Source organism: Kitasatospora sp. NPDC094015, assembly GCF_040304075.1.
GTDB lineage: Bacteria > Actinomycetota > Actinomycetes > Streptomycetales > Streptomycetaceae > Kitasatospora.
Map to the genome: position 1 here is coordinate 159,102 of NZ_JBEOUL010000003.1, position 17,994 is coordinate 177,095.

At 73.8% G+C, this 17,994-nt stretch carries 16 protein-coding genes and 1 tRNA gene; 3 read left to right on the forward strand and 14 right to left on the reverse strand.

What is annotated here, in order from left to right; translation table 11 throughout:
- Positions 1–3: 3 nt before the first annotated feature.
- The 7 genes from ABT014_RS05010 to ABT014_RS05040 form a co-directional block, all read right to left on the reverse strand.
- Positions 4–963, reverse strand: a complete 960-nt coding sequence (locus ABT014_RS05010; RefSeq protein ID WP_350637213.1) for a LuxR C-terminal-related transcriptional regulator — start codon at positions 961–963, stop codon at positions 4–6.
- Between the two features lie 261 nt (positions 964–1,224).
- Complete coding sequence (galK, locus tag ABT014_RS05015) at positions 1,225–2,352, reverse strand: galactokinase (protein ID WP_350637215.1); 1,128 nt, start codon at positions 2,350–2,352, stop codon at positions 1,225–1,227.
- Positions 2,349–3,308, reverse strand: a complete 960-nt coding sequence (gene galE / locus ABT014_RS05020) for a UDP-glucose 4-epimerase GalE (protein WP_350637217.1) — start codon at positions 3,306–3,308, stop codon at positions 2,349–2,351. The genes galK and galE overlap by 4 nt, the downstream gene beginning before the upstream one ends.
- Positions 3,305–4,408: a galactose-1-phosphate uridylyltransferase gene (galT, locus tag ABT014_RS05025; protein WP_350637219.1), complete on the reverse strand. Its 1,104-nt coding sequence runs from the start codon at positions 4,406–4,408 to the stop codon at positions 3,305–3,307. The genes galE and galT overlap by 4 nt, the downstream gene beginning before the upstream one ends.
- Before the next feature lie 116 nt (positions 4,409–4,524).
- A complete protein-coding gene (locus ABT014_RS05030; protein ID WP_350637221.1) occupies positions 4,525–5,232 on the reverse strand; it encodes a LuxR C-terminal-related transcriptional regulator in 708 nt (235 codons plus the stop codon).
- Between the two features lie 254 nt (positions 5,233–5,486).
- Positions 5,487–5,559 (reverse strand) — tRNA-Thr (locus tag ABT014_RS05035).
- A gap of 78 nt (positions 5,560–5,637) precedes the next feature.
- Positions 5,638–6,969: an MFS transporter gene (locus ABT014_RS05040; RefSeq protein WP_350637223.1), complete on the reverse strand. Its 1,332-nt coding sequence runs from the start codon at positions 6,967–6,969 to the stop codon at positions 5,638–5,640.
- Between the two features lie 146 nt (positions 6,970–7,115).
- On the opposite strand from ABT014_RS05040, the gene ABT014_RS05045 reads away from it, so the two are divergent.
- Positions 7,116–7,313 carry a hypothetical protein gene (locus ABT014_RS05045; protein ID WP_350637225.1) on the forward strand — a complete coding sequence of 66 codons (198 nt, stop codon included), beginning with the start codon at positions 7,116–7,118 and terminating at the stop codon, positions 7,311–7,313.
- Between the two features lie 75 nt (positions 7,314–7,388).
- On the opposite strand, the gene ABT014_RS05050 is transcribed toward ABT014_RS05045, so the two are convergent.
- Positions 7,389–9,179 (reverse strand): ABC-F family ATP-binding cassette domain-containing protein, encoded by a 1,791-nt coding sequence (locus tag ABT014_RS05050; protein WP_350637227.1) that lies wholly within the window; start codon positions 9,177–9,179, stop codon positions 7,389–7,391.
- Positions 9,180–9,321: 142 nt separating this feature from the next.
- Between ABT014_RS05050 and ABT014_RS05055 the strand changes: the two genes are divergently transcribed.
- Entirely contained in the window at positions 9,322–9,900 is a 579-nt protein-coding gene (locus ABT014_RS05055) for a Uma2 family endonuclease (protein WP_350637229.1), read from the forward strand.
- Here ABT014_RS05055 and ABT014_RS05060 read toward each other — a convergent pair.
- The 6 genes from ABT014_RS05060 to rsmI all read right to left on the reverse strand — a co-directional run bounded on the left by ABT014_RS05060 (position 9,881) and on the right by rsmI (position 15,963).
- Positions 9,881–10,804, reverse strand: a complete 924-nt coding sequence (locus ABT014_RS05060) for a 4-(cytidine 5'-diphospho)-2-C-methyl-D-erythritol kinase (RefSeq protein WP_350637231.1) — start codon at positions 10,802–10,804, stop codon at positions 9,881–9,883. The genes ABT014_RS05055 and ABT014_RS05060 overlap by 20 nt on opposite strands.
- A complete protein-coding gene (rsmA, locus tag ABT014_RS05065; RefSeq protein WP_350637233.1) occupies positions 10,801–11,682 on the reverse strand; it encodes a 16S rRNA (adenine(1518)-N(6)/adenine(1519)-N(6))-dimethyltransferase RsmA in 882 nt (293 codons plus the stop codon). Before rsmA ends, ABT014_RS05060 begins: the two co-directional genes overlap by 4 nt.
- 149 nt (positions 11,683–11,831) lie before the next feature.
- Positions 11,832–12,710 (reverse strand): TatD family hydrolase, encoded by an 879-nt coding sequence (locus ABT014_RS05070; protein WP_350637235.1) that lies wholly within the window; start codon positions 12,708–12,710, stop codon positions 11,832–11,834.
- Position 12,711: 1 nt separating this feature from the next.
- Positions 12,712–14,331 carry a methionine--tRNA ligase gene (gene metG / locus ABT014_RS05075; protein WP_350637237.1) on the reverse strand — a complete coding sequence of 540 codons (1,620 nt, stop codon included), beginning with the start codon at positions 14,329–14,331 and terminating at the stop codon, positions 12,712–12,714.
- Between the two features lie 82 nt (positions 14,332–14,413).
- Positions 14,414–14,848, reverse strand: a complete 435-nt coding sequence (locus ABT014_RS05080) for a hypothetical protein (RefSeq protein WP_350637239.1) — start codon at positions 14,846–14,848, stop codon at positions 14,414–14,416.
- A gap of 269 nt (positions 14,849–15,117) precedes the next feature.
- Positions 15,118–15,963, reverse strand: coding sequence for a 16S rRNA (cytidine(1402)-2'-O)-methyltransferase (gene rsmI / locus ABT014_RS05085; protein WP_350637241.1), 846 nt, complete (start codon positions 15,961–15,963; stop codon positions 15,118–15,120).
- 106 nt (positions 15,964–16,069) lie between these two features.
- Between rsmI and ABT014_RS05090 the strand changes: the two genes are divergently transcribed.
- Complete coding sequence (locus ABT014_RS05090; RefSeq protein ID WP_350637243.1) at positions 16,070–17,884, forward strand: dolichyl-phosphate-mannose--protein mannosyltransferase; 1,815 nt, start codon at positions 16,070–16,072, stop codon at positions 17,882–17,884.
- Positions 17,885–17,994: the final 110 nt, after the last annotated feature.

Genomic DNA, 17,994 nt, shown 5'->3' on the forward strand with positions numbered 1-17,994 from the left:
TGATCAGCCGACGCCGGGGCCTGTGGGCGAGGCGACGGTGGATGCGGGTACGGACGGGGGCGGGGGCTCGGCCGGCGAGATCCCCGCCCGTCGCGCCACCGCGACGGCCGCGAGGGTGGAGTGCACCCCCAACTTGCCGAGGACGTTCTGCATATGGGTGCGGACGGTGTGCGGGGAGAGGTAGAGCCGCTCGGCCACCGCCTGCCGGCCGAGACCGGCCACCATGCAGCGCAGCACCTCCTCCTCGCGCGGGGTGAGCGCGGCGACCAGCCGCTCGCTCTCCGAACGGTCGCGCCGGGCCGAGGTCAACTCCCGTACCACGCCGGTGAGCAGCGCCGGGGGCAGATGGGTCTCGTCCCGCAGCACGCCGCGGACCACGGTCATCAGGGTGCCGAGCGAACTCTCCTTGGCGACCCAGCCGCTGGCGCCGGCGTGCAGTGCCCGGACCGCCCGGCGCGGGTCGTCCTCGGCGGCCAGCACCACGGCCCGCAGCTCGGGGTGGGTCCGGCAGACCCGCGCCAGCAGGGCGATCCCGTCCCCCTTGGACGAGCTGCCCGGGGCGGCCGGGTTCGGCTCGCGCTGGAACTGCGGCACCGGCCGGACGGCCGGCCCGGCGGCGCCGTGCGGGCCGCCCGCACCGTGCGCCCGTGCGCCGGGGAGCAGGCTCGGCCGCCTCGGCACCGGTACCGGCACCGCGTACTGCGGGCGGCGCGGCTCCGACTGGTCCGGCTCGGAGGGGTGCTGACGCTGCGGCGGGTACTGCGGGCCGGGACCGAGGTCGGCGTCGATCAGCACCACGTCGTACGCGCGGCGCTCGCCGGCCGCCCGCTCCAGGGCGCGTTCCGCCGCGGCCGCGGTGCCGGCCGCGCCGACGTCCACGTCCGGCTCGCCGGCGAGTGCCGCGGCCAGTGCCTCGGCGAAGATCCGGTGGCTGTCGACCACCAGGACGCGAATCCGCCCCATCGTCCTTCCCCCCTGCTCCGGCTCCGGCCCCCACCGATGCCGGGACTCAGCGTACGGGGGTCGGGGACGGGCGGGTGGGGGTTTGGTGAAGTTTCGCCACGCTCTGGGGATTTGGTCCGCGCAAGTGGCGGCTGGGACTCCGCACCGTGCAGGGTCGCCGCGCGGCCGCCCGGGGGCCGTTCGCGCACGAGTGGCGAGCGGCCGCCGGAACGCCGCGGCGCCCGGCCGACGGAGGTCGACCGGGCGCCGGGCGAGTGGGCGTCAGGACACCCGGCGCGCCCCCGCGGAGGGGACGGCGGCGAAGGTCCGGGGCTCGGCGTACCCGGCCGCGGCGAACGCGGCGCGCACCGCCGACGCGACAGCCTCCGACTCCTCCGCGGCGACCAGCACCAGGACCGACCCGCCGAAGCCCCCGCCGGTCATCCGCGCCCCGAGGGCGCCGGCGGCGAGGGCCGCGGACACCACCAGGTCGGTCTCCGCGCAGGAGACCCGGAAGTCGTCCCGCAGCGAGGCGTGCCCGGCGGTCAGGACCGGGCCGAGAGCGGCCAGGTCGCCGGCGTCCAGGAGCGTGATGCACTCCTGGACCCGGGCGTTCTCGGTCACCACGTGCCGTACCAGCGGGCGCAGTTCGGCCGGCAGCTGGACCAGCGCGCCGTCCAGCGCGACCGGCGGCAGATCGCGCAGGGCGGGCAGGTCGAGCAGGGCGGCGGCCCGCTCGCAGCCGGCCCGCAGCCCGGCGTAGGCGCCGTCGCCGAGGTCGTGCTTGACCCGGGTGTCCACCACCAGCAGCCGCAGCCCCCGGGCGGCCAGGTCCAGCGGGACCTGGCGCCGGGAGAGGTCCCGGGTGTCCAGGAAGAGCGCGCTGCCCTCGGCGCAGCACATGGACGCCATCTGGTCCATCACCCCGCAGGGCACGCCGACGAACTCGTTCTCCGCCCGCTGGGCGGCCAGCGCCAGCCCCGCCGGGTCGAGGCCGAGCCCGAAGACCCCGTCGCAGGCCGCCGCGACCGCGCACTCCAGCGCCGCCGAGGAGGACAGTCCCGCCCCGCCGGGGACGTCGCTGTCGATGTGCACGTCCAGCCCGCCGACCGCCCGGCCGTCCTTCCGCAGCGCCCACACCACGGCCGCCGGGTAGGCGGCCCAGCCGGTGACCGCCCCCGGGTCCAGGTCGGGCCCGAGCTCGGTGATCCGGCCGTCGCCCTGCTCGCTGTAGAGCCGCAGCAGGTCGTCGTCCCGGCGCCGGACGGTGGCCCGGGCGGTGTGCGGGAGCGCGAGCGGGAGCACGAATCCGTCGTTGTAGTCGGTGTGCTCGCCGATCAGGTTGACCCGGCCCGGCGCCGCCCAGACCCCGTCCGGGGCGGCGCCGAAGACGGACTGGAAATCGGTCATGCGCGGTTCTCCAGCGTGAAGTTCCAGGCGTCGCGGACGATGTCGTCGAGCTCGGGCCGGCTGGGGCGCCAGCCGAGCGTCTCGTGCGCGCGGGCGGCGGAGGCGACCAGCACGGCCGGGTCGCCGGGGCGGCGCTCGGCGGTCTGGACCGGGATCTCACGGCCCGTCACCCGGCGGACCGACTCGATCACCTCGCGGACCGAGAAGCCGGCCCCGTTGCCCAGGTTGCAGATCAGGTGCTCGCCGGCCTTGGCGGCGTCCAGCGCGAGCAGGTGCGCGTCGGCCAGGTCGGCCACGTGGATGTAGTCGCGGATGCAGGTGCCGTCCGGGGTCGGGTAGTCCTCGCCGTAGACCGCGATGTGCGGGCGCTGCCCGAGCGCGGCCTGGAAGACCAGCGGGATCAGGTGCGACTCCGGCTCGTGCCGCTCGCCGTAGGTGCCGTACGCGCCGGCCACGTTGAAGTAGCGCAGCGAGACCGCGGCCAGGCCGTGGGCGGCGCACTCGCTGGTGATCAGGTGGTCCACGGCCAGCTTGGTGGCGCCGTAGGTGTTGGTGGGCGCGGTGCGGGCGGTCTCGGCGATCGGCACCGACTCGGGCTCGCCGTACACGGCGGCGGTGGAGGAGAAGACCAGCTTGCGCACGCCCGCCTTGCGCATCGCCGAGACCAGCTCCAGCGAGCCGGCCACGTTGTTGCGCCAGTACTTCTCCGGGTCCGCGACCGACTCGCCGACCTGGGAGGAGGCGGCGAAGTGCAGCACCGCGTCGAAGCTGTGGTCGAGCACATCGGCGGCGTCCTGGATCCGGCCCCGGACGAACTCGGCACCCTCCGGCACCCCGGCGAGGAAACCGGTGGAGAGGTCGTCGAGCACCGTGACCTGGTGCCCGGCCTCCAGCAGGTGCGCGGCCACGACGCTGCCCACGTAACCGGCTCCACCCGTCACCAGGTACTTACTCATGATGCGACCTCCCGCAGGCGCTGCGCCGCCGCCTCGGGCGACACATCGTTGATGAACGCGTCCATGCCGGACTCGGTGCCGGCGAGGAACTTGAGCTTGCCCACCGTACGCCGGATCGTGAACAGCTCCAGGTGCAGCGCGAGCTCCTCCCCCCGGAGCGCGGGCGCCTGGTGCCATGCGGCGATGTACGGCGTCGGTACGGCCCCGCCATTGTCCCCCGGTTCGGTGAACAGCCGGTCGAAGCGGCGCAGCAGCTCCAGGTACAGGCCGGGGAACTCGGCGCGCTCGGCCTCGTCCAGCGCGGTCAGGTCGGGCACCCGGCGGTTCGGGTACAGGTGGACCTCGTACGGCCAGCGGGCGGCGAACGGGACGAAGGCCGTCCAGTGCTCACCGGCCAGGACCACCCGGACGGGGTCGGCGCGTTCGGCGGCCAGCAGGTCCTCGAAGAGGTTGCCTCCGGTCCGGGCGCGGTGGGCGGCGGCGGTCCCGATCATCCGGGCGGTGCGGGCCGTGACGAACGGGAAGCCGTAGATCTGGCCGTGCGGGTGAGCCAGCGTCACGCCGATCTCGGCGCCGCGGTTCTCGAAGCAGTACACCTGCCGGATGCCGGGGGTGGTGGAGAGTTCGGCGGTGCGGTCGGTCCAGGCGTCCAGCACCAGGCGGGCCTTGGCGGGCGTCAGCGCGGCGAACGAGGAGTCGTGGTCGGCGGTGTAGCAGACCACCTCGCACCGGCCGGTGCCCGGACCGCCGGCCCGCAGCGGGTCGGTGCGCGCGGGCACGTGGGCGGCGGCGTCGGCGGCCAGCGAGGGGAAGCGGTTCTCGAACACCACCACGTCGTAGTCGGCGGCCGGGATCTCGCTCGGGCGGCCCGGCCGGGACGGGCAGAGCGGGCACTGGTCGGCCGGCGGGTGGTAGGTGCGGCCCTGGCGGTGCGCGGCGACGGTGACCCAGTCGCCGGTGGCCGGGTCGCGGCGGATCTCGGACAGGCTGGTGGGTGCCTCCAGCGGCCGCCGGTCCACGGCGTCCCGCAGGACGTGCGGATCGGCGTCGTAGTAGATGAGTTCGCGTCCGTCCGCGAGTTTGGTCGTGGTCTTCTTCACGGCCTCCGCCTTCCAGGAACCCTCACGCGAACATTTTCAAACACAAGCGACCAATAGTCAACAGATCACGGCAGCAAGAAGCCCGGCGGGGCTCCACGGGGAGCCGGCCGCCGGGCTCAGCGGGCCTGACCGCGCAGGCGTTCCAGCAGGCCGGAGCGGGCCGCCACGGCCGCCGCCTCCAGGCGGGTGCGCGCCCCGAGCTTCATCAGCACCCGCTGCACGTGGGTCCGGGCGGTGCTGGACGCGATCCCCATCCCCGCGGCGATCGCCGCGGTGTCCTGCCCCTCGGCGATCCGGGCCAGCACCTGGACCTCCCGCCGGGTCAGCTGCCGCAGCAGCCGCAACGCCTCGTCGTCCGGCTCCGCGGCCGGCCACAGCAGTTGCTCGAAGGCCGACCGCAGCACCTCCACCGCGACCGCCGCCTCCCCGGCCCGGACCCGGGCGATCGCCCGCTCCACCACCTCGATCCGCTCGTCCCCGCGCACGTATCCCGCCGCGCCGGCCGCGAACGCCGCCGCGACCCGGGCCGGCTCCCCGACCGGGCCGAGCACCACCACGCAGATCTCCGGACGCTCGCGGCGCAGCCGCCGCAACGGCTCGAACGGATCCCGCACCGGGTCGCCGGTGCCGCCCGCGCCGGGCGTGCCGGTTCCGGCGGCCACCCCCAGCAGGCACACCTCGGGACGGCACCCCGCCACCAGGTCGCCGACCGCCGACGCCGGAGCGCCGACCGCGAGCACCCGGTGCCCGCGCTGGTGCAGGGCCGTCGCCAGCGCCTCGGCGAGCAGCCGGTGGTCGTCCGCCACCACGAGCCGAACGCCCATGGGCGCCCTCCCAGTCCCCGTCCGGCGGTGCCCGACCGGCCCACGCTCCCCGGACCCGTACCGCGGACCGCGGCGCAGACCACGTTGACGCACCATCACAGCGCATCCGGTACCCGGACCGCTAGGCCGCGTCCACCCGGACGGGTGCGGGAAACACGCGCGGGGAACACGCGCGGGGAACACACGCGGGAAAACAGCTGCGGGAAACGGCGAAGGCCCCCGCCTGACGGTGAGGGCCTTCGTACTCCTTGCGGAGCCCCCATGCGGAATCGAACCGCAGACCTTCTCCTTACCATGGAGACGCTCTACCGACTGAGCTATAGGGGCCGGTGCAACGAGGAAGACATTACATGGTCGTCGGCCTGAACGTAAAATCGATCCGGGCCCTCCCCGCCGCACCCGGCGTCAGCCGCGCCGCACCCGCTCCGCGCGCAGTTGGGCGGGCACCGGCGCCCCGGCCAGCTGCCGGCCGCGGGTCTCGGGCAGCGCCGCCAGGCAGAGCAGCGACACCGCGCCGAGCCCCGCCAGGTACCAGCCGACCGGCTGCGCCGTGCCGTACGCCGCGGTCAGCCTGGTCGCCACCAGCGGCGCCGTCGCCCCACCGACCACCCCGCCCAGGTTGTACGTCAGCGCGGCCCCGGTGTACCGGACCCGGGTCGGGAACAGCTCCGGCAGGTACGCCGCCAGCGGCCCGAGCATCGCGCCCAGCAGCGCCATCGCGGTCACCAGGGCCAGTGCCACCGGCGCCGTCCGACCGGTCTCCAGCAGCGGGAACAGCGCCGCCGACCACAGCGCACCGGCCGCCGTCGCCAGGGTCAGCACCCGCCGCCGGCCCCAGCGGTCCCCGGCCGCCGCGCTCCACCACACCGTCCCCGCCATGACCACGCTGCCGGCCAGCAGCACGGACAGCACCAGCGTCCGGGCCAGCCCGAGCCCGGCCGTGGCGTAGGCCAGCGCGTAGGTGGTGGTCAGGTAGAACAGCCCGTAGCCCACCATCACGGCGCCGCCGCCGAGCAGCACCGCCCGCCCGTGCTCCCGGTACACCTCCAGCACCGGCACCCCGGCGCGGTCGTGCTGGGCGCGGAACACCGGCGTCTCGGCGATCCGCAGCCGGACGAACAGGCCCACCGCCACCAGCACGGTGGAGGCCAGGAACGGCAACCGCCAGCCCCAGGCCAGGAGCGCCGCCTCCGTCAACCACCGGGCGAGCACCAGGAACGCCCCGTTGGCCAGGAAGAAGCCGACGCACGGCCCGAGTTGGACGAAGCCGCCGTACCGGCCGCGGCGGCCGGCCGGCGCGTACTCGGCCAGCAGCAGCGCCGCCCCGCCCCACTCGCCGCCCAGCCCGACGCCCTGGCACAGCCTCAGCAGGGTGAGCAGCACCGGCGACCAGATCCCCCACTCCCGGTAGCCGGGCAGCAGCCCGACCGCAGCCGTCGACAGGCCCATCAGCAGCAGCGACAGCACCAGCGTGGCCTTGCGGCCGAGGCGGTCGCCGACGTGCCCGAACAGCACCGCGCCCAGCGGGCGCGCCAGGAACGCCGCCGCGTACACCGAGAAGGCCGCCAGCAGCGCGCCGGTGGCGCCCAGCGCCGGGAAGAACACCCGGCCGAAGACGAGCGCCGCGGCGGTGCCGTAGAGGAAGAAGTCGTAGAACTCGATCGCCGTGCCGACCAGTGCGGCGGCGGCCACCCGGCGCAGGCCCGCCGGGCCGGCCGATCCGGTGTCAGTTGTCATGGGGCCCACCCTGGCGCGCCGCTGACCTGCGCGGACAGCAGGCACAAGGGTGATTCGGGAGCGTACGGATCACCGCCCGCCGGGGGTGGTGCGGGCCGGCCCGGGCGGCGGTATGGTGTGCGCTCCCGGAGCGGAAGGGAGCGGACATGGGTGACCTGTTCGAGGACAACGGTGTGATCCACCGGCTGGTGGCGGTCACCGGTCTCGGGGTGAGCCTGCTGCTCCTGGACCTCGGCCTGGCGCAGCACCGGCAGGGCGGTTCGATCGCCTGGGTGGTGATAGCCGCGGTCCTGGTGCTGGCCTCCGGCTACGAGACGGTCCGCCGCTTCCGCCGCGACCGCTGAGGCGGCGAACCGGCACCGCCCGCCCCACGCGCGAGGGCGGCGGGACGGGCGGCGGGACGGTCGGTGCTGCGGGGCTCAGATCTCCTCGGCCAGCTCCAGCCAGGCGAGTTCCAGCTCCTCCTTCTCCTCCTTGACCTTGCGCAGCTGGGCATCCAGCTCCGCGACCTTGGAGAAGTCGGCGGCGTGCTCGGCGAGTTGGCTGTGCAGCTTGGACTCCTGCTGGTCCAGCTTGGCGATCTGCCGCTCCAGCTTCTGCATCTCCTTCTTCTGCGCGCGGGAGTCGCCGGCCGGCTTGGCGGCGGCCACCGGCACGGCGGGGGCGGCCTGTTCGGCCATCCGGGCCCGGCGCTCCAGGTACTCGTCCACGCCGTTCGGCAGCATCCGCAGCCGCTTGTCACCGAGCAGCGCGTGCACGGTGTCGGTGGTGCGCTCGGTGAAGAACCGGTCGTGGCTGATCACCACCATCGAGCCCGGCCAGCCGTCGAGCAGGTCCTCCAGCTGGTTGAGGGTCTCGATGTCCAGGTCGTTGGTGGGCTCGTCGAGGAACAGCACGTTCGGCTCGTCCATCAGCAGCCGCAGCAGCTGCAGCCGGCGCCGCTCGCCGCCGGACAGGTCGCCGACCGGCGTCCACTGCTTGTCCTTGCCGAAGCCGAACTGCTCGCACAGCTGACCGGCGCTCATCTCCCGGCCCTTGCCGAGGTCCACCCGGCCGCGCACCTGCTCGACGGCCTGCAGCACCCGGGTCGTCGGGTCCAGCTCGGCGATCTCCTGCGACAGGTACGCCAGCCGGACGGTCTTGCCGACCTTGATCACACCGGAGGCGGGCTGCACGTCGCCCTGGGTCGCGTACGCGGCCTGCATGGCCCGCAGCAGCGAGGTCTTGCCGGCGCCGTTGACCCCGAGCAGGCCGATCCGGTCACCGGGGCCGAGGTTCCAGGTGAGGTTCTCCAGCAGCAGCTTGGGGCCGGCCTTGACGGTGACGCCCTCCAGCTCGAAGACGGTGCGGCCGAGCCGGGCGTTGGCGAACTTCATCAGCTCGCTCTTGTCCCGCGGGTCCGGCACGTCCGCGATCAGCGCGTTGGCCGCCTCGATCCGGTACCGCGGCTTGGAGGTACGGGCGGGGGCGCCCCGGCGCAGCCAGGCGAGCTCCTTGCGGGCCAGGTTCTGGCGCTTCTGCTCCTCGGTGGCCTCGATCCGGGAGCGCTCGGCCCGGGCGAAGACGTAGTCGGAGTAGCCGCCCTCGTACTCGTGCACCTCGCCGCGCTGGACGTCCCACATCCGGGTGCAGACCTGGTCCAGGAACCACCGGTCGTGGGTCACGCAGACCAGCGCCGAACGGCGCAGCTGCAGGTGCCGGGCCAGCCAGGCGATGCCCTCGACGTCGAGGTGGTTGGTGGGCTCGTCCAGCACGATCAGGTCGTGCTCGCCGAGCAGCAGCTTGGCCAGCGCGATCCGGCGGCGCTCGCCACCGGACAGCGGGGCGATCACGGTGTCCAGGCCGAGCTCGAAGCCGGGCAGGTCCAGGCCGCCGAACAGGCCCTGGACGATGTCGCGGATCCGGGCGTCGCCCAGCCACTCGTGGTCGGCGCGGCCGGCGATCACCTCCTGGCGGATGGTGGCCTTCGGGTCCAGCGAGTCGTGCTGGGTGAGCACCGCCATCTGCAGGCCGCCGGAGTGGGTGATCCGCCCGCTGTCCGGCTCCTCCAGCTTCGCCAGCATCCGGATCAGCGTGGTCTTGCCGTCGCCGTTGCGCCCCACGACGCCGATCCGGTCGCCCTCGCTGACCCCCAGGCTGACCCCGTCCAGCAGGGCGCGGGTGCCGTAGACCTTGGTGACGGACTCGATGGTGGCGAGGTTGACGGCCACTGCTGCTGCGCTCCTGGGATCGACTGCACGCGGGGAGTGCCCCGACCTCCCCAGCCTAGTGGGCACCCAACGGGACCCGCCCCGGCGCTCGGGCGCGGTACCGTGCGAGTGTCACACGGCGAACGGGCGGCGGAGGTGTGCGGTGACGGCGATCGAGGACCGGCCCCAGATGCTGGCCGAGGAGTTCGAGCGGATCGCCTTGGCGGCCGAGCGCGAGGGCGTCCGGATGGAGTTCATCCACGGGCGGATCGGAGTCAAAGCGGTGCCCGACGGCGACCACGACGAGATCATCCGCTGGGTGATGAAGCAGTGCCTGCAGCAACGCCCCGACCTGTGGCTCTACCCCGAGCGCGGCCTGCGGGTGGAGACCTACCGCAAGGGCCACGCCAAGCCGGACGGAGTACTGGCGCCGGACGGCAGCTTCGCCGGCCAGGGTGAGTGGGCCTCCGCCGAGCGGGCGCTCATGGTGGTCGAGGTGACCTCGTACGACACCGACACCGACCGCCGCGACCGGGACGAGAAGCCGCGCGCCTACGCGGAGACCGGCATCCCGGTCTACCTGCTGGTCGACCGGGACAGCTGCGAGGTCCTGGTGTTCAGCGAGCCGGAGGACGGCACGTACGTCAGTCTGGTGCGCCGCCCGTTCGGACGGACCGTCGTCCTGCCGGCCCCGGTCGGGATCTCGCTGGAGACCGAGCCGTTCAAGGCCTGGGTGCGCTGACCGCCGCTCCGGGGACGGGGCCGTGGGTCGGGTGGGCGGCGCGGCAGGTGCCGGAGGCGAGCAGGGCGCCGGCGAGGGCGGTGGCGGCCTCGGCGTCCTTGGCCAGGAAGGCGCAGGTCGGGCCGGAGCCGGATACCAGGGCAGCCAGCGCGCCGGCCTCGGTGCCGGCCCGCAGGGTGTCCGCGAGCGAGGGCCGCAGCGAGAGCGCGGCGTGCTGGAGGTCGTTGGCGAGCGCGTCGGCGAGGGCGACCGGGTCGCCGTCGGCGAGGGCGGCGAGCAGGGCCGGGTCGGCGTCCGGGGTGGGCACCTCGGCCTCGGTGGAGCCGGTGCCGGCCTCCTCGCGCAGGCGGTCGCACTCCCGGAAGACGGCCGGCGTGGACAGTCCGCCGTCGGCGACCGCGAACACCCAGTGGAAGGTGCCGCTCACCGGCAGCCGCTCCAGCAGCTCGCCCCGGCCGCGCCCCAGCGCGACCCCGCCGACCAGCGCGAACGGCACGTCGGAGCCCAGCTCGGTGGCCAGCTCCAGCAGGGTCTCCAGCGGGGTGTCCAGGCCCCACAGCGCGTCGCAGGCGACCAGCGCGGCCGCCCCGTCGGCGCTGCCGCCGGCCATCCCGCCGGCCACCGGGATGGCCTTGTCGATGTGCAGCCGGACGTTGGCCTCGATGCCGTGGTGCGCGGCGAGCAGCCGGGCGGCGCGGGCGGCCAGGTTGGTGTCGTCGAGCGGCACCTGTGCGGCGTCCGGGCCCGTGCAGGTGAGCGTGACGCCCTCACCCGGGGCGGCGGTGACCTCGTCGCCGAGGGCGACCGCGAAGAAGACGTTGGCCAGGTCGTGGAAGCCGTCGGCGCGCAGGCCGCCGACGCCCAGCTGGACGTTGACCTTGGCGGGAACCCTGACCGTGATCACTGTGCGTCCGCCTTCGGCTTGTGCTCGGCGATGGCGGCGAACTGCTCGACCGTCAGCATCTCGCCGCGCAGCTTGTGGTCGATGCCGGCCCCGGCGAGGGCCTGCTCGGCCGCGGCCGGGGAGCCGGCCCAGCCGGCGAGCGCCGCGCGCAGCGTCTTGCGGCGCTGGGCGAAGGCCGCGTCGACGACCGCGAAGACCTCCCGGCGGCTGGCGGTGGTGGCCGGCGGCTCGCGCCGCACCAGCGAGACCAGTCCGGAGTCGACGTTCGGCGCGGGCCAGAAGACGTTGCGGCCGATGGCGCCGGCCCGCTTGACCTCCGCGTACCAGTTGGCCTTGACCGAGGGCACCCCGTACACCTTGTTGCCGGGCTTGGCGGCGAGCCGGTCGGCGACCTCGCTCTGCACCATGACCAGGGTGCGCTCGATGCTGGGGAAGGTGGCCAGCATGTGCAGCAGCACCGGGACGGCGACGTTGTACGGCAGGTTGGCGACCAGCGCGGTGGGCGCCGGGCCGGGCAGCTCGGTGACCTCCATGGCGTCGCTGAGGACCAGGTCGAAGTCCTTGGCGCGGGCCGGCATCCGGGCCTCGATGGTGGTCGGCAGGTGCTGGGCCAGCAGCGGGTCGATCTCCACCGCCGTGACGTGCGCCGCGACCTCCAGCAGCGCCAGGGTGAGCGAGCCGAGCCCCGGCCCGACCTCCACCACCGCGTCCTCGGCGGTGACCCCGCCGGCCCGCACGATGCGGCGGACGGTGTTGCCGTCGATGACGAAGTTCTGCCCGCGCTGCTTGGTCGGCTTCACGCCCAGCGTGGCGGCCAGCTCCCGGATGTCGGAGGCGCCCAGGAGGTGGCTGTCAGGGGTGGGGTCGGTGGTGCTCACCCGCCAAGGATACGGGCGGGGCGGGGGCTCACAGTTCGACGACCTGCTTCAGATCGATCTCGACCGGGTACGGCACCTCGGTCCGGAGCACACCTTCGTGCCGGGCGACCACCGGCAGGTCGGCGTCGCCCCGCTCCCCGGTGAGCCGGTCAGTAGCCGAAGGCGCGTGCCGTGTTGGCCGCGATCGCGGTGGCCAGCTCGTCCTCGTGCAGCGACAGGGTGTCGGCCATCGAGCGCAGGGTGACCGGGATCAGGTACGGCGCGTTCGGGCGGCCCCGGTAGGGGTGCGGGGTCAGGTACGGGGCGTCGGTCTCCACCAGCACCCGGTCCAGCGGGGTGACCGCGAGGGCGTCCCGCAGCTCCTGGTTGGCCTTGAAGGTGACCGGACCGGCGAAGGACAGGTACCAGCCGTGCTCGGCGCAGACCTTGGCCATCGCGGCGTCGCCCGAGTAGCAGTGGAAGACGGTGCGCTCGGGCGCGCCCTCGGCCAGCAGCAGGTCGATGACGTCCTGGTGGGCGTCCCGGTCGTGGATGACCAGGGCCTTGCCGTGCCGCTTGGCGATCTCGATGTGCCGGCGGAAGGACTCCTTCTGGAGGTCCACCCCCTCCGGCCCGGTGCGGAAGTAGTCCAGGCCGGTCTCGCCGACCGCCTTGACCTGCGGCAGGGCCGCCAGCCGGTCGATCTCGGCGAGCGCCTCCTGCAGGGCGTCCTCGCCACCGGCGCCGCGCTGCTGCCGGGACCAGCCGTCACCGTCGCCGAGGACCAGCCGGGGAGCCTCGTTGGGGTGCAGCGCCACGGCGGCGTGCACCTGCTCGAACTCCCCGGCCAGGTCCGCGGCCCAGCGCGAACCGGCCACGTCGCAGCCGACCTGGACGACCGCGGTCACCCCGACCGAGGCGGCCTTGGCCAGCCCTTCGGCGGGGGTGCCGGACTGCATGTCCAGGTGGGTGTGCGAGTCGGCCACCGCCACCGCCAGCGGTGCGGGCAGCGGGGGCGGTGTGGAGCGGTCCGCGTCCTTCTTCGGCATGTCAGGCAGCAGGCTTCTCTTCGAGGCGCGGGAAGAGGATGTCGCCCTTGGTGACCTGGGTGCCGGCGGGCAGCCGGCCCCAGTCGGCGACGGTGTCGATCGTCTGCGCGGCCAGCTCGCCCAGCGACTCCCCGGCGCCCAGCGACTCCCAGAGCTTGGCGGAGCTCTCCGGCATCACCGGGTTGAGCAGCACGGCGGTGGCCCGCAGTGCCTCGGCCGCGGTGTAGAGGATGGTGGCGAGCCGGGCCTGCCCCTCCTCGGAGGTGTCCTTGGCGACCTTCCAGGGCTCCTGCTCGGTCAGGTAGCCGTTGACCAGCTTCACGAACTCGAAGATCGCCGCGATGCCGCCGGCGAAGTCCAGCTCCTCGCCGATCTTCCGGTCGGCGGTCGCCACCGCGGCGGCCAGCCCGTCGGCCACGGCCTGCTCGGCCGGGCCGGCGGCGGTCGCGGCGGGCAGTCGGCCGTCGAAGTACTTGCCGACCATCGCGGCGAGCCGGGAGGCCAGGTTGCCGTAGTCGTTGGCCAGCTCGGAGGTGTACCGGGCGGTGAAGTCCTCCCAGGAGAAGGAGCCGTCGGTGCCGAACGGGATGGCCCGCAGGAAGTAGTACCGGTAGGCGTCCACGCCGAAGTGCGAGGTGAGGTCCTGCGGCGCGATGCCGGTCAGGTTGGACTTGCTCATCTTCTCGCCGCCGACCATCAGCCAGCCGTTGGCCACCACGCGCTTGGGCAGCGGCAGCCCGGCGGCCATCAGCATCGCGGGCCAGATCACCGCGTGGAAGCGCAGGATGTCCTTGCCGACCAGGTGCACCGAGGCGGGCCACAGCTCGGCGAACCGCTCCGGGTCGGAGCCGTAACCGGCCGCGGTGATGTAGTTCTGCAGCGCGTCCACCCACACGTACAGCACGTGCTTCTCGTCCCAGGGCAGCGGGACGCCCCAGTTGAAGGTGGAGCGGGAGATCGAGAGGTCCTTGAGGTCCTGCTCGACGAAGCGCAGCACCTCGTTGCGGGCCGAGGCCGGCTGGATGAAGTCCGGGTTGGCGGCGTAGAACTCCAGCAGCCTGGGGCCGTAGGCGGAGAGCCGGAAGAAGTAGTTCTCCTCCTCCAGCCACTCGACCGGCTTCTTGTGGATCGGGCAGAGCTTCTCGTCCTCGGTCGCACCGGGCAGCAGCTCGCCGGGGAGCTTGTACTCCTCGCAGCCGACGCAGTACGGGCCGGAGTAGCCGCCCTTGTAGATCTCGCCCTTGTCGTGCAGGTCCTGGACGAACTCCTGGACCCGGGCGGTGTGCCGCTTCTGGGTGGTCCGGATGAAGTCGTCGTTGGCGATGTTGAGGTGCTGCCAGAGCGGCTTCCAGGCCTCTTCCACCAGCTTGTCGCACCACTCCTGCGGGGAGACGCCGTTGGCCTCCGCGGTGCGCAGGATCTTCTGACCGTGCTCGTCGGTGCCGGTCAGGTACCAGGTCCGCTCGCCGCGCTGGCGGTGCCAGCGGGTCAGCACGTCGCCCGCCACGGTGGTGTACGCATGGCCCAGGTGCGGGCGGTCGTTCACGTAGTAGATCGGGGTCGTGACGTAGTACGCCGAGCGCCGGGCCTCGGTGGTGGTGTCGTCTGCAGTGGCCGCCATGGTCAGAAATCTTAGCCGCGCGAAGGAACCTCCCTCGACCGGTTAACGGGCGGTCGGGCGGCCCTGCGCGCGGCCGTCGCGGTCAGGACCCCTGGTCGGTGGGCCGGGCCGAGCGCCGGAACCAGCGCCGCCGCGGCGTCGCCGGCGGCAGCAGGGCGGGCGCGGTGGCCGGACCGGCGTGCGAGGGGTAGCCCGGCGCGGTGTGCTCCTCGTGCTCGGCGCTGGCCACCCGGCCCTCGCGCATGATCCGCACGGTGTGCCCGCCGCAGCCCGGGCAGCTCGGCTGGCGCAGCGGGGACGGCACCCGCACGCCGTTGGCGTGGTACTCGAAGACGATGTGGCCGTCCTGGGCCACGTGGTGCTCGATGTCGTAGGCCTGCTCCCAGCCGTAGCCGCAGCTCAGGCAGGCGAAGGAGTAGGCCTCCCGGACGGTCTCGACCGGGGTGCGCGTCCGGGTGGTCAGCCCGGGGCCGCTCGGTGCGTTCCCACTCAGAGGGCTACCGATCGTGTCGCTCATAGCCGTCTCCCAGTGCCCGCCGGGCGAGGCGCCCGGCTCGGGTCTTTCCATCCCAGGAAATGCCCGGACGGCCCCGCCCGCTACCCGGCTTGTCAACTCTTGGATCCGAATTGGCGAGCGTTGTACCAACTCGCGGTCAAAGCTTCGCGAGCCGGACGTTTGCGGGGTGCTTGCCTCCACGGTACGCGCGGCTCCACCCGCGGGCACCCGCGCCGAACTGGGGTTTTCCGCCCGGCGCAGCGCGGGCGCAGCGCCGGGGCAGCGCCCGCTCAGCCGCTGTTCTTGGCGGCCACCACGGCGTCGAAGACCTCGCGTTTGGGCAGCCCGAGCTCGACCGCGACGGCGGCGATGGCCTCTTTGCGGCGTTCTCCGGCCTCCTCCCGGACGGCCACCCGGCGGGCCAGCTCTTCGGGGCCGAACTGTTCCGGGGCGGCGGGCGGGGCGCCGCCGACCACGACGGTGATCTCCCCCTTGACGCCGTCGGCGGCCCAGGCGGCCAGCTCGGCGAGCGGGCCGCGCCGGACCTCCTCGTAGGTCTTGGTCAGTTCGCGGCAGACCGCGGCCGGGCGCTGGTCGCCGAACGCGGCGGCCATCGCGGTGAGCGTCTCGGCGATCCGGTGCGGGGCCTCGAAGAACACCATGGTGCGGGGTTCGGCGGCGATCTCGGCGAGCTGCCGGGCGCGGTCGCCGGTCTTGCGCGGCAGGAAGCCCTCGAAGGTGAAGCGGTCCACCGGCAGGCCGGACAGCGCCAGCGCGGTGAGCACCGCGGACGGGCCGGGCACCGCAGTGACCTTGATCCCGGCGGCGACGGCCGCGTCCACCAGCCGGTAGCCGGGGTCGGAGACCGAGGGCATCCCGGCGTCCGTCACCAGCAGCACCCGGGCGCCGCCGCGCAGCGCCTCGACCAGCTCGGGGGTGCGGCCGACCTCGTTGCCCTCGAAGTAGGAGAGCACCCGCCCGGTCGGCGTCACGCCGAGCGCCTGGGTGAGCCGGCGCAGCCGCCGGGTGTCCTCCGCCGCGATCACGTCGGCCGAGGACAGCTCGGTGAGCAGCCGGGGCGGCGCGTCCGCGACGTCGCCGATGGGTGTGCCCGCAAGTACCAGTACGCCTGTCACCCGGCCATCCTCGCAGGCCCGGGCCGGGTGGCGGACCCCGGTCGATTCAGGGATCAATCGGGCAGCTGCGGAGGGAGGGGTGGCGCCCGGGGCGTGCGCCCCTACGATGTGGCGCGTGAGCGGCGACAACGCACCCCGGACGCCCATCGGCGTGGACCACCCCGAGCAGGCCGGCGTGGCCGTGCTCGACGCGGCCGAGGTCCCGGCCCCGCGGCCGGAGCCCCGCCCCGGGTGGGCGCGGCGGCTGGCCGAGCACGGGTACCGGGCGCCCCGGCGCCCCGACCCGGCCGACCAGCTGGTCCCGCCGATGCCGGACGGCCCGGGGGTGACCCCGCGGGAGGTGGCGCCCTCACCGGTGCTGCTGCGGCTGGGGGTGCGGCTGCCGGACGCGCTGTGGTCCTGGCTGTGCCGCTGGTCCGGCTGGCTCGGGCCGCTCGCGGTGGCGCTGTTCGGCGGCGTGCTGCGGTTCGCCGGGCTCGGCAACCCGCATGCGCTGATCTTCGACGAGACGTACTACGCCAAGGACGCGTACTCGCTCTGGCAGGGCGGTTACGAGACCAGCTGGGCCGACGACGCCAACGCGCAGATCATGGCGCCGCACCCGAGCGTGCCGTACCGGGTCGATCCGGCGTACATCGTGCACCCGCCGGTCGGGAAGTGGATCATCGGGATCGGCGAGCAGTTGTTCGGCATGCACCCGTTCGGGTGGCGGTTCATGACCGCGGTGCTCGGCACCCTGTCGATCCTGATGCTCGCCAGGATCGGCCGGCGGCTGTTCCGGTCGACCCTGCTGGGCTGCGTGGCCGGCCTGCTGCTGTCGGTGGACGGCCTGCACTTCGTGCTCAGCCGCTCGGCGCTGCTGGACCTGGTGGTGATGTTCTGGGGCCTGGCGGCGTTCGGCTTCCTGCTGCTGGACCGGGACCGCACCCGGGCCCTGGTGGCCCGCCGGCTGGCGACCGCCCCGGGGAAGGACTGGCTGGTCACCGGCTGGCGCCCGTACCGGCTGGCCGCCGCGGTGAGCCTCGGGCTGATGACCGCGACCAAGTGGAGCGGCCTGTACGTCCTGGTCGCCTTCTGCCTGATGAGCGTCGGCTGGGACGTGGGCACCCGCCGGCTGGTGGGCACCCGGCGCTGGGTGCTGCTGGGCCTGTGGGACGCGCTGCTGGCCGGCCCGGTGATGCTGGTGATCACCATCGGCGTCTACCTGGCGTCCTGGACCGGCTGGTTCCTGAGCAGCACCGAGCCCGGCAAGGGCGGGTACGGCCGGGACTGGGCGATGCACCAGCCGCACGTGCTGCCGGACCACCTGCTGGGCATCCCGATGCCGCAGTTCGAGGCGCTGCGCAGCCTGTGGCACTACCACGTGACCATGTACGACTTCCACGTCGGCCTGGTCAGCCCGCACACCTACCAGTCCAACCCGTGGAGCTGGCTGGTGGTCGGCCGGCCGGTGTCCTTCTTCTACGAGTCGCCGAAGTTCGGCGAGTCGGGCTGCACCGCGAACGAGTGCGCCCGCGAGGTGCTGGCGATCGGCACCCCGATCCTGTGGTGGGCGGGCGTGGTGGCGCTGGCGTACTGCCTGTACCGCTGGCTGGCCCGGCGGGACTGGCGGGCCGGCGCGCTGCTGTGCGGCCTGGCCGCGAGCTACCTGCCGTGGCTGCACTACCAGCAGCGGACGATCTTCCTGTTCTACGCGGTGGCGTTCGTCCCGTTCCTGGTGCTGGCGGTCACCATGATGATCGGCGCGATGCTCGGCCCGGCCACCGCCTCACCGGACCGGCGGCTGGTCGGGGCCGCGGCGGCGGGGCTGCTGATCCTCGCGGTGATGTGGAACTTCCTGTACTTCTACCCGCTGTTCACCGGGCAGACGATCCCGATGGACGACTGGCGCGGCCGGATGTGGTTCACCAGCTGGATCTGAGCCAGGGTCTGTAGCAGCTGTGTCACGAGTGATGGTTGTGCTGCAGGTGAACACATGGTTTGCGCGTACCGTGTCAGGCCGAGCCATCGGCCAGACCATCACGGGGGACG

What these genes read in the sequence shown, in the direction of transcription:
- ABT014_RS05070 (WP_350637235.1), bottom strand. Translation starts at nt 12,710, where the DNA reads ATGCCGAAGAAGGACGCGGACCGCTCCACACCGCCCCCGCTGCCCGCA.
- ABT014_RS05090 (WP_350637243.1), top strand. Translation starts at nt 16,070, where the DNA reads ATGTGGCGCGTGAGCGGCGACAACGCACCCCGGACGCCCATCGGCGTG.
- ABT014_RS05040 (WP_350637223.1), bottom strand. Translation starts at nt 6,969, where the DNA reads ATGACAACTGACACCGGATCGGCCGGCCCGGCGGGCCTGCGCCGGGTG.
- metG (WP_350637237.1), bottom strand. Translation starts at nt 14,331, where the DNA reads ATGGCGGCCACTGCAGACGACACCACCACCGAGGCCCGGCGCTCGGCG.
- ABT014_RS05080 (WP_350637239.1), bottom strand. Translation starts at nt 14,848, where the DNA reads ATGAGCGACACGATCGGTAGCCCTCTGAGTGGGAACGCACCGAGCGGC.
- ABT014_RS05030 (WP_350637221.1), bottom strand. Translation starts at nt 5,232, where the DNA reads ATGGGCGTTCGGCTCGTGGTGGCGGACGACCACCGGCTGCTCGCCGAG.
- ABT014_RS05045 (WP_350637225.1), top strand. Translation starts at nt 7,116, where the DNA reads ATGGGTGACCTGTTCGAGGACAACGGTGTGATCCACCGGCTGGTGGCG.
- ABT014_RS05010 (WP_350637213.1), bottom strand. Translation starts at nt 963, where the DNA reads ATGGGGCGGATTCGCGTCCTGGTGGTCGACAGCCACCGGATCTTCGCC.
- galE (WP_350637217.1), bottom strand. Translation starts at nt 3,308, where the DNA reads ATGAGTAAGTACCTGGTGACGGGTGGAGCCGGTTACGTGGGCAGCGTC.
- galK (WP_350637215.1), bottom strand. Translation starts at nt 2,352, where the DNA reads ATGACCGATTTCCAGTCCGTCTTCGGCGCCGCCCCGGACGGGGTCTGG.